This is a genomic window from Pedobacter sp. CAN_A7, from assembly GCF_015752175.1.
Taxonomy (GTDB): Bacteria; Bacteroidota; Bacteroidia; order Sphingobacteriales; family Sphingobacteriaceae; genus Pedobacter.
On record NZ_JADOUW010000001.1, the window covers coordinates 144,376 to 161,383 of the forward strand.

Below are 17,008 nucleotides of genomic sequence, written 5' to 3' on the forward strand. Positions count from 1 at the left end.
AGAATAATACTATGAAATTTAAGATAATTACCTGCATAGCAATGACCCTGGTTCTTTCGAACATGGCTTGCAAAAAAAGTTTTTTAAATTCTCCACCGCTAGGCGAACTTTCTAAAGATCAGCTGGCTGAAAAAGGAGGGGTAGAAACCGTTATCGTTGGGGCATACAGTGTGCTTAACGGACAAATAGATCAGGCTTCCAATGCGTTTAACTCGCCAGCTTCCAATTGGTCTTTTGGTGATGTTACTTCTGATGATGCCTATAAAGGCGGCGGGGGTACTGGAGATCAGAATAACATCCATAAAATGGAAACCTTTACGGTTGATGCAACATCTCTTGATGCACAAAGAAAATGGATGGCTTGTTTTGAAGGAATCAACAGAGCGAATGAAGCGATCAAATTAATTAAAGCAGCAACAGGCTACGATGATGTATTGCGTGCACAGCGTATTGCTGAAATGCGTTTCTTAAGGGGCCATTTCTATTTCGATTTAAAGAAGATTTATAACAATGTTCCTTATATTGATGAAAATACCGCCAAAAACGATGATTATTATGTGGCTAACGATTTAAGTTCTGCAGAACTTTGGGCTAAAATTGAGGATGATTTTAAAGCGGGTACTACGGTACTTCCTTTGACGCAAGCGCAGCCTGCCCGACCTACACAATTCTCGGCATGGGCTTACTTAGCAAAAGCATATATCTTTCAAAAGAAATGGGCCGATGCGATTACAGCGACAAATGAGGTGATTACCAAAGGAAATTATACGTTAATGCCTAATTTCTCTGATACCTTTACACCTGAAAATGATAATGGAAGGGAAATTATTTTTGCCGTTCAGCACTCCATCAATGATGGTTCTCCAAACAGCTATAATGGTTCTATTGGTGACCGATTATTCCCAATAGGTGGTCCATACTGGCCAGGTGCTCAATATGGTTTCTTGCGTCCATCGCAAAACCTGGTGAACAGTTATAAAACAACGGCTACTGGTTTACCTGTAGGAGATAATGTTGATTTAACGGCTACCGATAATGTGGATCCTAGAATTGACCATACGCTTGCCCGTCAGGGAATTCCTTTTTTAGATTTACCTGAAACTTACAATACGGCATGGATTAGAGATTTAGCCACTTATGGTCCATATAGTTTGAAAAAACGTTTGGTTTCTCCTTTATCTTCACACTGGTTGCGTGTAAATCCTTACACAAATGATTTAAATTACTATGTGATCAGGTACGCTGATGTGTTGCTTTGGAGAGCTGAAGCTGCTATTGAAACAGGAGACCTGGAAACTGGTCGCCAGTTTATTAACCAGGTTCGCCGCAGGGCAAGAGATGGTAGAAAAGTTCAGAAATTAACTGGTGGTGATGCGGCTAGTTATGTAATTAGCGAATACACTGCGCCTTTTGCTAACCAAACTGCAGCTGTGAATGCCTTAAAAATGGAAAGAAGATTGGAGTTTGCTTTAGAAGGCCACCGCTTTTTTGATTTAGTAAGATGGGGTGAAGCAGCAACCGTTATTAATAATTACCTGGCTGTTGAAAAAACAAAAAGAAGCTATTTAACGGTAGCCGCTTTTGTTCCAGGTAAAAATGAATACCAGCCTATTCCACAAAATGAAATAGATTTAAGTAAAGGGGCTTTGAAACAAAATCCTAGCTACTAAGCATTAAAAACAGTTAAAAGGGCCGCCGCAAGCGGCCCTTTTTTTATGATAATGACTTTTAAAACCAAAGCTTTCAGCTTAAGAAACTCTATATTAAGTATATTGTTACCTAATCGTAGATTCTATATTGTAAAAGCATATACTGATGCGATTCACAATGGATGTAAAGCTAAACTAAAAACCGATGTTATGAATAAGGAGATCCAAGCTTATAATGATTCGCAATCACTTGCAGACCGGGAAGTTTGCAATAGGTTATCTGTTGAAATCAACAATTACCTTGACGCAGGGGAGAGTAAAATCTGGCATGCTCACCCGGTTTGGTTTATTAATGGAAATCCAATTGTTGGTTACAGTAAACTTAAAGCAGGTGTCCGTTTGATGTTCTGGAGCGGCGCTGATTTTGATGAACCCGATCTAAAGATAAACACTGGCAAATTTAAAGACGCGTCAATAACGTACACTTCTGCTGAGCAGATCAACGTTGATGATGTAACCCGATGGTTGGTGAAGTCTAAGGAAATTCAGTGGGATTACAAAAACCTGGTGAAGAGAAAAGGCGTTTTAATCCGCCTGGATCATGATGAGGAATAATTTTCTGCGATTAGGCTTCACATGCAAGGACGCTTTATTTTCATGATATGGACATTAGTAAATAGGTATATGATTGTCTATAATTTGTAATTAATCTAAATAAGAATATATTTGCAGCAAATCACTCAAAAGCGATACATGCCGCATCTTATACATAATTTACCAGTTGATCTGAACATCAGATCCTTACGTGGACAACTTCTAACTTCCTTATTCTTTTCTTTAGTTTTTATTTTCTGTCAGTCAGCTGTTGTTAGGGGTCAAGAGCGCAGTAGTGCCGGGCTTTCTATCGTTGGAACAGTTACGGATGTAGATGGCCGTTTACTTAGCAACGTAACCCTCACCGTAAACAGTGGTAAAAGTAGCCAGACCGACGATCAGGGTAAATTTAGCATTAATGGCCTATCTGAAGGCGCCCAGCGTGTCACAGCTAGTCTTGTAGGTTATCAAACTGAAACAAGAGAGGTACAGGTTACCACAGACCGCAATACAAAAATCTCTTTTGTGCTCCAAACAGGAAATGATTTATCAGAAGTGATCATTACCGCAGGTAGAAAACCAGAAAGTCTGAAAGACGTTCCTTCATCTGTCAGCATTCTTACCGCACGCGATATCAAGGAACAACTCAACGTTAATCCATCAATAGCGGCCATCCTTGGAAACACCATCCCCGGACTGGGAACGTCTAATAATAAAGCTACAAATTCAGGTCAGACACTTCGCGGAAGACAAGTATTGGTCTTAATAGACGGTATCCCGCAGTCAACACCCTTGATGAACGGCAGCCGTGATATCCGTACACTTGACCCTGCTGTCATAGAACGGGTGGAAGTGATTAAGGGGGCAACCTCTATCTACGGAAACGGCTCTGCAGGCGGCATTATTAACTTTATCACGAAAAAACCTGTTGCAGACCGCGCATTTAGTGGCACAACCAGCATGGGTTTCAACGGAAATCTGGCACACCCATCAAATACGTTAGGTTACCGCATTTCTCAGGGTTTCTCAGGAACGGTGAACAAGTTTTCTTATGTAGTCAACGGTACATATAATTATACCGGCGTTTTAAAGGATGCCAAAGGAAATGTAAACTCGCAACCTGATGGGCTTGGTGAAAACTCACTTTATAACGCTTTTGCAAAACTGGCTTACAAACCAAATGAGCATAGTGAAATTGTGGCTTCGTACAACCTTTTTAGAAGCGTGCAGCAAACCGATTACATCAATGTACCTGGCAAGTACGGCATGTCGCCATCGATAGGTGTAAAAGGAGAGGATCCAGGTGAGGCGGCAGGAACACCGTATAATCATAATGCTTTAATTTCCTACCGTAATAATAACTTACCCTTAGCCAGCTCACTTGATGTTTCGGCATACCTGAACAGCTTCGTTTCCATGAACCGCTATGTAGAGAAAGGAACAGCCTGGTTTGGACCGGGGCAAACTAAAATCCAGTCATACAAAAAAGGGCTACGACTAACATTAAACACGCCATGGAAACTTGGTGATTTTGGGCAGGGAGAACTAACCTACGGGCTCGATTTACTAAACGACCGCACGAACCAGGTACTTACCGACGGTCGCGTTTACATTCCTGATATGGACATGATAAATCTGGCGCCCTACGCACAGTTAAATGTTGACCTGATGACTAACTTCGTTTTGAAAGCAGGCATACGTTATGAGAATGCAAAGGTTAAAGTAAAGGATTTTAATACCATCGCTACTGGTGACAATGGTGCTGGCAGCACTGCTGTAACAGGGGGTGAGATACCCTATAATGCCACCACCTTTAATGCGGGTTTACGCTATAACAAATATGATATTTTCAATCCCTTCCTAAGTTTCTCTCAGGGATTTGCGATCAATGAACTTGGCCGTATCCTTCGCAGAGCAACAAGCAGTACCTTGGAAAGTATTGCAACAGATCCGATCATCACTAATAACTATGAGGCAGGTTTCAGCAGCAGGCTTGGCATTGTCAATTTAACTGCTGCTTACTACATTAGTACCTCTAACCTGGGTGCCAACCTGGTGGATGTGGGCGGTTTCCTGGTAGCACAGCGCGAACCTGAACGTATTCAGGGTTATGAAATTACTGCAGATGTTTATTTCAACAACAAATGGACATTAGGCGCCAGCTACTCTTATGTGGAGGGCAAAGCTGAACAGGAAGATGGTGCTAAAGTGTACATGAACGGCTTGCGCATTGCTCCTCCAAAAGCCACCGCTTACCTCGGCTACCGTCCGTTGACTTCGCTTGATCTAAAGTTGCTTTGGGTAAACACTGGCAGCCGCGACCGCTTTGATGTGCGTGCAAATAATTTATATGCAAATAGCGAAGGCCCCGTTAAGCAGATTAACTTATTCAATTTTTCGGCAGCTTACCGCCTGAATACCCAGTGGTCTGCCGGTTTGGGTGTAGAAAACTTGTTAAACAATGATTATTATCCGGTGGTAAGTCAGTACCGTGCCATCGATGCGGAATATGTGCGTGGCAATGGTACGACCATGAGCCTGAATCTTAGCTACAACTTTTAGGCATGGCCAGAAAGGTATTCTTTTGGGTTCATAAATGGCTGGGGTTAATCACTGGTTTAATTGTATTGATCATCAGTGTAACCGGTTGTATCAATGTATTTTCTGATGAGCTTAAAGAATACTTTTATCAGGACCGCATGTATGTAGCGGTCCCTGAACAGGGTAAATTTCAAAGTTTCACAAAACTTAGAGATCGTGCACAGCAGGCCATTGGTTCGGAACACAAGATTACGCGCAGTGAGCTATATCCCTCTGGTGGACGCACCTGGATTTTCCGTGCTACCCTGACCGACAAAAAAGGTATAGGCTACTGGAATTACAACAAATACTACTACCGGGTCTATATGAATCCCTATACTGGAGAAGTAGTCCATATAGAAGACACCTTAAATGAGTTTTTCCAGCTGATGCTGAGTTTGCATAGAAACTTGCTCTTGGGCGATACCGTAGGGGGGATCATTACTGGAACCTCTGCTTTGTGTTTCTTTGTATTGCTGATCAGTGGCCTGGTGCTCTGGTTTCCACGTAAGTGGAAGAAAAAGGCTTTTAATCGAGGACTTGCCTTAAAGTTGAGCGTAGGCAAGAAACGCCTGATCTATGACCTGCATAATGTTTTTGGCTTTTACATGCTGATTCCGGCTGCGCTTATTGCGGTAACAGGTCTGGTATTTGTTTTCGATTGGGCAGACAATTCTGTTCAGTATGTGGCCAATGGTGGACAGGCAGCCAAAAAACTCGAGATCCCATTATCTACTCCTCATCCTGATTATAACTTGAGCGCCGCTGATCGTGCCATCGCTGATCTTTTGCAACGACACCGCACTGCCGACGTTTTTTCTGTCCGCTTCCGTGATAAAGAAACAGATCCTCTTGACGTGCAGGTAAGGCTCGCCAAAAACCGTACCCACCTGTTTGAATGGTATTATTTTGACCGTAACACCGGTAAATTGCTACTGAATTATGGTGATCAGGATGTTAAAGGCGGACAAAAATTTCGCACGATGAATTATGACCTACATACCGGAGCTTATGCCGGAATGCCTACCAAAATGTTTGCTTTTTTGATTTCACTGATCTGTGCGGGTATGCCTGTTACGGGCTATATCATGTGGTACAACAAGTTCAGGAAGTCTAAATAGATTTTCGTTATATTTGAAATATGATTGATGTCAATGATTTCAAACAATCCATAAATGATGCACGCTTACCTGCCGGATTGCCTTTGCATGTAATGGCCTTGTGGTATGATGCATCTGGTGATTGGAAAACTGCACACGATTTAATTGATCAATTAACAGACCAGCGCTCGGCCCATATCCATGCTTACCTGCACCGTAAGGAAGGTGATAACTGGAATGCAGATTATTGGTATAAAAGGGCAGGCAAGACCAGGCCAAAGGTTTCATTAGCAGAAGAATGGGACATGCTGGTGCAAGAATATTCGCGGTAAATAATAGTAATTATCTGATTTTCGCATTGCCTAAACTTGTATAATAAGTTTATTGTAATAAAACTTGTTACAATTAGGATTTTCTTTATCTTTGTACCCAACATGAACAATACAAGGTTTGCTACGGTCATCCATATCTTAACCATTTTGGCTAAATACCCAACAGAATGGTTGAATTCTGATTGGATAGCAGAGAGCATCAACATTAACCCAGTAATCGTTCGTAAAGAATTAGGTGCCTTGCAGGAACAAGGCTGGATAACCAGCAGGAAAGGTAAAGATGGGGGAACGATGCTGAATGTTAAGAGTGATCAGATTACCCTGGCAGACATATACAGAACCGTAAAGAATTCTGATGTTCTGGGAAAGAAGAACCTTAATCCCAATCCGAAATGCCCCGTAGGAAAGGATATTAATGAAAAACTGGCAACTTTGTCTGTCGAAACAGATCAACTGGTGATCACTTCACTCCAGGGTAAAACCTTAAAAGATTTTGTTGAGCAATTTTAGCTCGTTTTTTTGACTCTAAATGTAACAACTTTTATTACAATTATAATATATGAAAATAGGAATCACAGGAGCTAACGGACAACTTGGTCGTCTGGTAGTAGAAAAATTAAAACAGCGTGTTCATGCAGACAGTTTAGTGGCCTTGGTACGGACACCAGAAAAAGTTACTGACCTGGGAATTGAAGCACGGGCCTTTGATTATGCACAATCAGCATCCTTGGCTGATGCTTTAAAGGACATTGATCACTTGATGCTCATTTCAGGAAATGAAATCGGTCAACGTAAGGTTCAACATGAAAACGTGATTAATGCAGCCAGGGAAGCGGGGGTGAAGTGGATAGTTTACACGAGTTTGCTTCGTGCAGATACTTCTTCATTGAGTCTGGCCGCAGAACACGTGGCAACGGAAGAGATGTTGAAAGCTTCAGGGATCCCTCACACCATTTTAAGAAATGGTTGGTATACAGAAAACTACACGGCATCTATACCGGGTGCTTTAGCTGCAGGTGCTTTTGTGGGCAGCGCAGGAGAAGGAAAGATTTCTTCCGCTTCGCGTGAAGATTATGCGGAAGCTGCTGCGGTTGTGTTGACCAGTGAAAGACAGGATGGTATAGTTTATGAATTGGCAGGTGATGAAACTTATACGCTGAAGGACCTCGCTGCTGAATTATCCAGCCAGACTGGGAAGGACATTCCTTACAAAAACTTACCGGAGGAAGAATACGCAGGTCTGTTAAAATCATTCGGTTTACCTGAAGGCATAGCGCAGGCGATTGCGGGTTGGGACATGGGGATATCTAAGGGCGATGTGTTCGATGATGGCAAAGTTCTATCTAAGTTAATTGGCCGTCCAACCACATCTTTGACTGAAGTGGTGAAAAAAACAGTGGCGTCTTAAAATTATAAAAAAGGCAGGCCTGTCGTAATCATCTTGATTACCAGGCCTGCCTTTTTTAGCTATTATTTAATAATTTTTGATGTAACTAGTTGTATGTGCAGGTCTCATGGCCATGAAATTATCCAATAACTCGCTTACAGATAACTGCCAAATCGTTCAAAATGACAAGTATAACCATTGGGTTGCTTCACCAGGTAATCCTGATGTTCTTCTTCCGCTGGCCAGAATTTGGTGAAAGGCTCTAGTGTGGTGACCACTGGACCGGGCCATCTGCCTGAATCATTAACTAGCTGAATAACTTCTTCGGCCACTTCATTTTCCACATCATCCTGAATAAATATAGTCGACCGATAACTTGATCCTCTGTCATTTCCCTGCCTATCCACTGTGGTGGGATCATGTATGGTGAAAAAGTAATCCAACAGCGCTTTATACGAAGTCTGGTTGGCATCGTAAGTGATTTCTATTCCTTCTGCATGTCCTGGGTGGTTGCGGTAGGTTGGGTTTTCGTTCTCTCCTCCCAAATAACCTACCTCGGTGTCAATGACGCCTGGGCGTACACGGAAGAGGTCTTCCATTCCCCAAAAGCAGCCGCCTGCTATGTATATTTTTTTTAAATTTTCCATATCTAATTTAAAAGATGAAATTTTGCTTGATTGTTTTTAATTCTGTTGGTATTTCATTAACAAACATACGCTTATTTAGCCTTCAGAATTATCAAATAGGAGTCAAAACGGATAAAGGCGATGTTCAAATTACAACAACGTTAACCAACAATTCTCTGTAAATGCTGTTAACAATTTATGAAAGATCTTATTTTCAAGAATTGGGAAAGCCTTTGGCATGTAGGTGTATGCGCAATACTCGCTTACTTTATTTTATTTTTATTTATCCGGATCTCTGGAAAAAGAACACTTGCCAAGCTCACTGCATTTGATTTTGTGGTTACCATTACCCTCGGTTCTACGCTATCCTCCATGATTCTTGGAAAAGTAACATTAACGGAAGGCGCTGTTGCATTAGCCATCATTATATGCTTGCAATACCTGCTTGCTTGGACGGCACGTGAATCTAAAACCATGGAGAAAGTGATCAATTCATCGCCAACCATCGTATTTTTCCGCGGAGAATTTCTTGAGGATGCCATGAAAAAAGAGGTGCTTACACGTGAAGAGATTTATGCCGAAATCAGGAAATTCAGAATGCTGGACGTAGATCAGGTAGAAGCGGTGGTCATGGAATTAAATGGAGAACTTACTGTCATCAAAAAATCTCAAGGCGTAAGCCATACTTCCTTAAAAGACCTGGAAAACGGCTAACTTAAACTGTGTTAATCTTTGCTATTTTTTCCTTGATGAAGTTTAGGTCTGTTATATTTTTTGGTGGCTTCCATCTCCTCAATAGAAAGGTTACCATAATCAGCATTTTCACGAATGAGCAACAAGAATTGTTTCATAATTTTCTTTTTAAGTTAATAAATTCTATTTGATATACTCATAAGACAATCGAGATTCAAAATCGGGACAAACAATGCTTAAAATATAACCCATCAGAAATGTTACATCATATCAAACGCTTGCGTAAATATGGTAATTCAATAATCGTTGACCCTTATTAACTTATTGGCTACTTTAGGGAGATGAAACAATTATGTATTGTCTTGCTAACGCTTTTCTCTTTTCATGCCCTTGGGCAAGATGTAAGTTTAGCCCTTCAGAAAAAGCCTGTAATAAATGCGCAGATCCTGGCCAAAGCTTGGGGTGCTGTGTCTGATGGATTAAACACCAGCTTTGCTTCATCCAATGTCAGGTTTCCAAAAGAGTTGCCTCCACAAGGAAAACAACAGTCAGACTGGGAAACAAAAGCCTGGAAAGGGGAGAAAGTACATGCGCAAGTGCTCATTTGGACAAACAAAAACGTCGAAAACATAAGTTTGCAGGTGGGTGATTTAAAAGACAGCCAGGGCCATATAATCCCTAAAAGTAATATCTCTGCTGGATTTTTGAAATATGTGATGACCGATGAATACTCAGCCGGTTGTGGACATCGGAAACCGCAGGATTTTGATTCCTCCCTGGTGGCAGATGTCATTGATACGAAGACAGCAGCACTCCGCATTGCTAAAAATAACACTCAACCGGTTTGGCTAAGTGTAATGGTGCCGGCTAATACCAGCCCCGGAAACTACCAGGGTACCCTTAACATCAATGCTGATCGGGATTACAGCATGCCATTCACCATCCAGGTAATTAATAAAATGCTTCCGCCAGCCAATGAATGGGCCTATGATTTAGACCTTTGGCAACATCCTGCAGCGATAGCCCGTGTACACAATGTGCCACTATGGAGCCCGGAACATTTCGCATCCATGAAAAAATATTACCAGATGTTGGCCAGCGCTGGCCAGAAAACCATTACCGCAAGCATTGTTAACGAGCCCTGGGGCCATCAGACTTACGATGATTACCCAAGTTTAGTTAAATGGACCAAGAAAAAAGATGGCAACTGGGCTTATGATTACAGCTTATTTGATAAATATATAACATTTGTAATGGAGTGCGGTATTACAGAACGGATCAACTGTTACAGTATGGTTCCCTGGAAAATTGCTTTCACCTATTACGATGAACAATTGCAAAAAGAAGTGGTTTTTAAAGATGCCATTGGAACACCAGCCTATAATGTGTTCTGGAAAACCATGCTGGTTGATTTCACCAAACACCTGAAACAGAAAGGGTGGTTTGACAAAACTTATATCGCCATGGATGAACGTCCGATGAAAGCCATGCAAGCCGTCATCAAACTCTTAAAAGAGACTGATAAAGACTGGAAAATTGCGCTGGCTGGCGATTATCATGAGGAGATAGAAAATGATATCGATACTTATTGCATTGCTTCTAGATTTCAATTCCCGGCAGCTACTTTAGCAAAACGCCAGAAAGCCGGTAAAATAAGCACCTGGTATACCTGCTGCACGGAGCCTTACCCAAATGGCTTTACTTTTTCACCTCCTGCTGAAGGGGTGTGGATAGGCTGGTATACAGCAAGTAAAAACATGGATGGTTATTTAAGGTGGGCTTATAACAGCTGGACAAAAAATCCTATGGAAGATAGTCGTTTTATTACCTGGCCAGCAGGGGATACCTATATGGTTTATCCTGGACCCTTGAGTTCAATCAGGTTTGAGAAACTACTGGAAGGGGCGCAAGACTTTGAAAAAATAAAACAGTTAAAAGCATCTTACCTAAAAAATAAACAGACGGTGCAGTTAAATGAACTTAATAAGGCTTTGGCAGGTTTTGAAATCAAAGTATTGGCTGAAACTACCGCCGATGAAATGCTTCAAAAAGTGAAACCATTGCTGAATAAATAGGGTTTAGACTGGGCAATTATGCCATAGTACCTGTCGTAACTTCGCCGGCACGTACGTAGTTTGCCATTATAACACCGCTGGTTGTAACCACATGTTCTGATAAAGTGAAAGCTGCAGGAAAGGCTCCATTATTATATAACTTCTTTCCTTTGCCTAACATCACGGGATAAATTTTTAGCCATAGTTCGTCTATAAGGTCATGCATAAGTAGTAATTGAACAAGCTCACTACTGCCCCAAACAACAAGGTTGGTGCCTTCTGTTTTCTTGAGCTTTTCGATATCTTCCACATGCTTTAAAAATAAGCTATTCTCCCAATCTGAACTAGTCTTGGTAGTTGAAATGACGTATTTAGTGACTTCATTGATGCCAGGCCATTGATCTGCATGCGATGGCCAATAGGAGGCAAAAATATCAAAGGTTTTTCTACCTAATAGCAGATCTGCAGGTTCCATCTGTTTCTCCATAAATTGATGAGCAACTTCGTCATCATAAGGTGCAGACCAGCCGCCATATTGGAAGCCACCGGATGGATCTTCCTCAGGTGAACCTGGTGCTTGTATGACGCCATCTAACGTCATAAATTCGGACACAATTATCTTTCTCATAGGATTTGAGTTTATGCCCTATAAATTTCGAGAAAATAATTTTGCCATCACGGTGTGAATGCGGCAATCTCCAATTAATTTGTATTAATCAACATACCCAATCGGAGGATCCAGCCATTTTTTAAAAACAGCCACGATGTCATTCTCGATTATTGGTTTAGCCACAAAATCATTCATACCAGCAGCCAGACATTTCTCTCTTTCTCCCGTAATGTTGGCGGCGGTAAGTGCAACGATAGGAACATGATTAGCATTGCTTAATTTCCTAATTGCGGCAGCCGCTTCATATCCATTCATTTCGGGCATTTGCACATCCATAAGAATAAGATCCGGCAATTGTTTTTTACAAAAATCAACGGCTTCAGCACCATTTACAACTTCCACGATTCTTGCCTGAGGTCTGATTCTCTTCACAATGGTGCGTGCGAGTAACATGTTAATTGCATTATCTTCGGCAATGAGAATGAGAGAGGCTACCTGAGATGGCACTTCCGCTACCATGGTGGCTTGTTCAACCTGGACATCTTTCTGATTGAGGCGCGACAATACACGATAAAGATCGTCCATCTTGATCGGTTTTACAATTCGGTAAGCAATTTCCAGCTCACTACATTCTCTAATCATTTTACCATCTTCTGATGAGCTATGCAGCAAAATGACCGATTGTTTAATGCCGGTCTGACTAAAATTATCCCTTATCTTTCTGGTGGTTTCCAGGCCATCCATATATGGCATGCGATAATCCATAATAATGGTATCATACTGATGGCCTTGTGCAAGTAGCTGTAATGCTTCGAGGCCGTTGGATGCTTTTGTAGTCTGTATATTTTTGAGCAACAACATCGCAGTTACGATTTGGCGGTTATTCTCATTGTCGTCAACAACAAGCACATTTTTTATGTCATCGATGTTTGCCCATTCCAATGCTTCGCCCTGTTCAGATTTAAAAGTGACCTCAAAATAAAAGGTACTTCCTATACCAGGTGTGCTACGCAATTCAAGTTTGCTGCCCATCATGCCCAGCAGCTTGTTTGAAATGGTTAAACCCAGGCCTGTACCACCGTATTTCTTGGTGGTCGAGCTATCTTCCTGTGAAAAAGCTTCAAAAATTTTGTGCTGCTTATCGGGCTGTATACCAACACCTGTGTCCCGGACCGAAAAACGTAACGTTGTCTGATCTGCTATACTCTCTATTTTTTCAATCTTGAGTTCAATCTCGCCCTTTTCTGTAAACTTGGTGGCATTGCCCAAAAGGTTAACCAACACTTGTTTAATCCTAACGGAATCGCCATAGATGAAGCGAGGAAGATCAGGTTCGATATTTAAAAGCATTTCCAAGCCTTTCGTATGGATCTGATAAGTAATGATGTTAGTAGCTTCGCTGCTTAGTTCGTAAAGGTCACATTTCTCCACATCCAACTCTAATTTACCAGCCTCTATCTTTGAAAAGTCAAGTATATCATTGATAATGCTGAGCAGTGCATTTGCAGATTGATTTACAATGGTAAGATATTGGTTTTGAGTCTCTGTTAGTGCAGTTTTCATAACCAGATCAGTAAATCCAATAACCCCATTTAATGGCGTTCTTATCTCATGACTCATATTGGCCAGAAACTCTGACTTTGACCTGTTTGCTTGTTCTGCCTGCATCTTAGCCGTTTGAAGCTCTTCACGCTGCTTGATAATGGGGGTAATGTTTTGGGTAAATAGCATGATTCCACCTACGGTACCGTCAAACTGATACCAAGGCCTCATTTCCCAGGTTACATATTGGTCTTCAGTATCATTTGCAAGCCGGTATATATCTTCTTCTTTCCGCTCTACAGCACCATTTAGTATACGACGATGGCGCGCCCTGCGTTCTTCGTCTAAATCACCTAAGACCTCATAATAAGACATGCCAATAATTTCTTGGCCTTTTAAACGATAATCTTCTTTCCAACGATTACTTGCCGTGATAAACTTCATTTCATTATCAAGCATGGCGACAGCCGCAGGCGTATGTTCGACAAAGGAAGACAATCTTGCTTTTTCAACAAACAAGGCTTGTTCGATGATTCTCTGCTCCGTAATATCTTTTGCAATGCCCAGGTATCCATTGATCTCATTATTGATATCATGAATAGGCGTAACAATGAGGGAAACTATTTTCTCTGAACCGTCTTTTTTGAAATATGTCCATTCCCGCTGTTCCATGCCCTTTATTTCAGCCAGGTGCGCAAACACACGAAAGCCCTCAATTGGAAATCCGTATTCTTTACTCAGTTCTTTGGCCCGGTCGCTCACTTCCTCTGGTGAATGAAGGCTTGCCGAACTTTTTCCGATCATCTCCACGGCCGTGTAACCAAGTAACTTTTCTGCACCTGCATTAAACACCGTAATCAATCCCTGTTTATCTGTGGCAATGATACTAATCTCTGAGGCGGCCTGCAGTACATCATTCAGCAATTTGCGTGAACTGCTCACCTGGAGTTCGGTAATTTTTCTTTCATTGACATCCTGGAAGGTTCCGTATATACGCTTACATACGCCATCTACAAAATCGGCATTGCCTAAACTTCTCACCCAGATCTCCTTACCATGCTGGGTTACAAGCAGTAATTCCAGATCCCATGGTTTACCCTCATTAATGGCTTCCTGAATAGCCTTATTAATAATATCCTGGCTGTTTCCTTCCTTGTAAAAGTTGATAGCTTCGCTGAGTACAGGCTCAAAATCTTGAGAAACACCATGAATTTCTTTGGTGACCGATGTCCAGCTTATCTTTTGACTTTGCAGATCCAATTCCCATCCTCCAACACGTGCTACACGGTTAGTTTGTTCAAGTGTTTCTTTAGTTTTACGCAGGTTCTCTTCTAATTGATGTCGTTCTGTAATGTCAATCGCATTTCCAATAACATAGGCTTCTCCATCAAAGCTTGTTTCTACCACGTTATTATACATCCAGATGTGGTACGATCCGCTTCTATCACGGGTAATCATTTGCCCTGTAGAATGCCCATTAGTAGCAATCTCTTTAAGATAGGTATTTAAAAAGTCGTGGCGTGATGCAGGAATGATGTCGAATAAGCTGAATTCCAGAATCTCTGCTACGCTATATCCTAACATGCTTGCACCCGCCATATTTACAGACTTGAATTTTCCATTCAAATCATGCGTACACATAAATCCTTGTGAATTTTCAAAGAAAGCCCTTGCCCGTGCCTCACTGCGTACCAGTTGTCGTTCTTTAAATTTTTCAGTGGATACATCCCTGGCTATAGCAAATAGATTTCCTGTTTCGGGCTCTGGTGTAGCTACCCACTGCAGAATCTTGTAGTCGCCACCAATGGTTTTAAACCGATGGGTGAAATTTATGGAACTTGCACCTCCGGCTAAACGCTGGACTTCCTGTTGGGTATGACCAAGATCATCAGGATGCACCAGGTCAAAAAAGGAAGTGGTCAATAGAGTTTTAATGTCCCATCCTAATACTTTATGAAAGGCAGGATTGACTTTTTTGAAAAATCCATCGATTCCCGCAATACAAATCAGGTCGTTATAGCACTCAAATAAATTTTCGAAACTCTGTACGTTTGCCTTTTGTCGTCGCTCCAGAATGAGTGCCATCGCTTCTTCAGCCAGCAGCTTAAGCGCCCTTTTTTGCTTGTCATTAAGTACTTTTGTTTTTCCATCAATTACACATAACGTCCCCAGCGGATAGCCGTTTGGGTCTATTAATGGCTGCCCGGCATAAAAACGAACATTCGGGTCGCCCGTAACAAATGCATTATTTTTAAACCTATCATCTTTGGTGGCATCTTCTACTTCAAGTATATGGGTGTCAAGTATAGCATAGTTGCAAAAGGCAAGATCGCGGGCAGTTTCTGCTATATCGATACCAACTTTTGATTTAAACCACTGCCGGTCTTCATCTAATAAAGAAATCAATGCAATAGGGGTGTCGCAAATCAGTGAAGCAAGTTCTGTGATGCGGTCAAAGGCTTCTTCGCCAAGGGAATCCAGAATTCCATAATTTTTGAGCGCTTGAATCCGCTCTTTTTCTTGTTGGCTTACGGGGTGTTTTTTCATTAGTAAGGGATAATACTAATATGCAAAAATGGAAAGTTGCAAAAGTGGTGTTACAAATTTAATGATTAAAACAATAGCGAGCCGTTATTCAAAGGTGTAATATAGCATTCCCATGGTAAAACGCAAATTGTAAAAGATAATGTGATCATGATGGAAGGTAAAATGTAATCTAATTCCTATTTTGCGGCCTAAACGATTATTACATGGCTTCTGGTTTTTTTGCAATTTTAGATGATATCGCTGCGTTGATGGATGATGTGGCCGTGGCGGCGAAAGTGGCGACGAAAAAAACTGCAGGTATTCTGGGCGACGACCTGGCGGTAAATGCGGAAAAGGCAACGGGTTTTCTTTCTTCACGGGAAATTCCTGTCTTATGGGCGATCACCAAAGGTTCTTTTCTGAACAAGCTGATCATTGTACCCATTGCCCTGGCGCTTAACATTTTTTGGCCCATTTCCATCAAAGTGATCCTAGTTTTGGGTGGCTTGTACCTGGCTTATGAAGGAATGGAAAAGATTGTTGAATTTATCTTCCACCGTAAAAAGCCTGTTCGCCAAGCCGCTGAAGAGGTCCTTAAAGAAGATCCTGCTGCAGAAAAATTAAAAGTTAAGTCGGCGATCATGACCGATTTTATCCTGTCTGTCGAAATCGTGATCATCGCCCTTGGTTCTGCCGCGGAAAGCAGTATGACGATTCAGATCCTAACGGTATCGGTAGTAGCGCTCCTGGCAACAGTTGGTGTTTATGGTATTGTTGCCCTGATTGTTCGTATGGATGACCTTGGCTATAAGCTAATCAAGCGTAGTGGTGAAAAAGGGTTCATGAATGCCCTGGGCATGGCTCTGGTTAAAGCACTTCCGGTAATCATCAAAATACTTGCAGTAGTAGGAACGATTGCACTGATCATGGTTGCAGGTGGTATTTTTGCTCATAATATTCCTTTTCTGCATGGACTATATCCAGCAGTTCCCGTAATCCTGACTGAGATGGCCATGGGTGCTATAGCTGGTGTGGTAGTAGTTGCTGTGGTGACTGCTATCAAGAAGATTATTTAGTGTGATGGGTTAATAAGTTACATGTGGTTCCCCTGTGGTTATGGTAAAACCGGACATGCGAGCAACCTCGCACCGGTTTTGCTCGATACATGCTCGGGAATTTCTGATCTTTGATGGTGCCAGTCCATAGCCATGTTGGAGGTGTGTGTAACTTTACCTGCAAGCAGACTATGACCACACTGCTAACATTTTCACCTTTGATTTGTTACACTAACTATCAATCACACGATTATTAAACT

At 41.7% G+C, this 17,008-nt stretch carries 14 protein-coding genes; 10 read left to right on the forward strand and 4 right to left on the reverse strand.

Going from position 1 to position 17,008, the window contains the following annotated elements:
* The first annotated feature begins 11 nt into the window (after positions 1-11).
* The 7 genes from IWX76_RS00610 (at position 12) to IWX76_RS00640 (ending at position 7,663) form a co-directional block, all read left to right on the forward strand.
* A complete protein-coding gene (locus IWX76_RS00610; protein WP_196857923.1) occupies positions 12-1,670 on the forward strand; it encodes a RagB/SusD family nutrient uptake outer membrane protein in 1,659 nt (552 codons plus the stop codon).
* A gap of 189 nt (positions 1,671-1,859) precedes the next feature.
* Complete coding sequence (locus IWX76_RS00615; RefSeq protein ID WP_196857924.1) at positions 1,860-2,264, forward strand: DUF1801 domain-containing protein; 405 nt, start codon at positions 1,860-1,862, stop codon at positions 2,262-2,264.
* A 138-nt stretch (positions 2,265-2,402) separates the two neighbouring features.
* On the forward strand, positions 2,403-4,805 hold the full coding sequence (locus IWX76_RS00620) for a TonB-dependent receptor (RefSeq protein WP_196857925.1): 2,403 nt from the start codon (positions 2,403-2,405) through the stop codon (positions 4,803-4,805).
* A 2-nt stretch (positions 4,806-4,807) separates the two neighbouring features.
* Complete coding sequence (locus IWX76_RS00625; protein WP_196857926.1) at positions 4,808-5,944, forward strand: PepSY-associated TM helix domain-containing protein; 1,137 nt, start codon at positions 4,808-4,810, stop codon at positions 5,942-5,944.
* Positions 5,945-5,964: 20 nt separating this feature from the next.
* Positions 5,965-6,255 (forward strand): hypothetical protein, encoded by a 291-nt coding sequence (locus IWX76_RS00630; protein ID WP_196857927.1) that lies wholly within the window; start codon positions 5,965-5,967, stop codon positions 6,253-6,255.
* A gap of 102 nt (positions 6,256-6,357) precedes the next feature.
* Entirely contained in the window at positions 6,358-6,765 is a 408-nt protein-coding gene (locus IWX76_RS00635; protein WP_196857928.1) for an Rrf2 family transcriptional regulator, read from the forward strand.
* Positions 6,766-6,814: 49 nt separating this feature from the next.
* Positions 6,815-7,663, forward strand: a complete 849-nt coding sequence (locus IWX76_RS00640; protein WP_196857929.1) for an SDR family oxidoreductase — start codon at positions 6,815-6,817, stop codon at positions 7,661-7,663.
* 134 nt (positions 7,664-7,797) lie between these two features.
* Here the strand turns inward: IWX76_RS00640 and msrA are convergent, their stop codons facing one another.
* Complete coding sequence (msrA, locus tag IWX76_RS00645; RefSeq protein WP_196857930.1) at positions 7,798-8,289, reverse strand: peptide-methionine (S)-S-oxide reductase MsrA; 492 nt, start codon at positions 8,287-8,289, stop codon at positions 7,798-7,800.
* A gap of 177 nt (positions 8,290-8,466) precedes the next feature.
* On the opposite strand from msrA, the gene IWX76_RS00650 reads away from it, so the two are divergent.
* Positions 8,467-8,982 carry a DUF421 domain-containing protein gene (locus tag IWX76_RS00650; protein WP_196857931.1) on the forward strand — a complete coding sequence of 172 codons (516 nt, stop codon included), beginning with the start codon at positions 8,467-8,469 and terminating at the stop codon, positions 8,980-8,982.
* Between the two features lie 11 nt (positions 8,983-8,993).
* Here the strand turns inward: IWX76_RS00650 and IWX76_RS18000 are convergent, their stop codons facing one another.
* The gene (locus IWX76_RS18000; RefSeq protein ID WP_334640868.1) at positions 8,994-9,119 is read right to left on the reverse strand and encodes a hypothetical protein; all 126 of its coding nucleotides are present in this window, start codon (positions 9,117-9,119) and stop codon (positions 8,994-8,996) included.
* A gap of 183 nt (positions 9,120-9,302) precedes the next feature.
* Between IWX76_RS18000 and IWX76_RS00655 the strand changes: the two genes are divergently transcribed.
* The gene (locus IWX76_RS00655) at positions 9,303-11,036 is read left to right on the forward strand and encodes a DUF4091 domain-containing protein (RefSeq protein ID WP_196857932.1); all 1,734 of its coding nucleotides are present in this window, start codon (positions 9,303-9,305) and stop codon (positions 11,034-11,036) included.
* A 16-nt stretch (positions 11,037-11,052) separates the two neighbouring features.
* On the opposite strand, the gene IWX76_RS00660 is transcribed toward IWX76_RS00655, so the two are convergent.
* A complete protein-coding gene (locus IWX76_RS00660) occupies positions 11,053-11,643 on the reverse strand; it encodes a dihydrofolate reductase family protein (RefSeq protein WP_196857933.1) in 591 nt (196 codons plus the stop codon).
* An 84-nt stretch (positions 11,644-11,727) separates the two neighbouring features.
* Positions 11,728-15,714 (reverse strand): PAS domain S-box protein, encoded by a 3,987-nt coding sequence (locus tag IWX76_RS00665; RefSeq protein ID WP_196857934.1) that lies wholly within the window; start codon positions 15,712-15,714, stop codon positions 11,728-11,730.
* 203 nt (positions 15,715-15,917) lie between these two features.
* Between IWX76_RS00665 and IWX76_RS00670 the strand changes: the two genes are divergently transcribed.
* Positions 15,918-16,769: a DUF808 domain-containing protein gene (locus IWX76_RS00670; RefSeq protein ID WP_196857935.1), complete on the forward strand. Its 852-nt coding sequence runs from the start codon at positions 15,918-15,920 to the stop codon at positions 16,767-16,769.
* Positions 16,770-17,008: the final 239 nt, after the last annotated feature.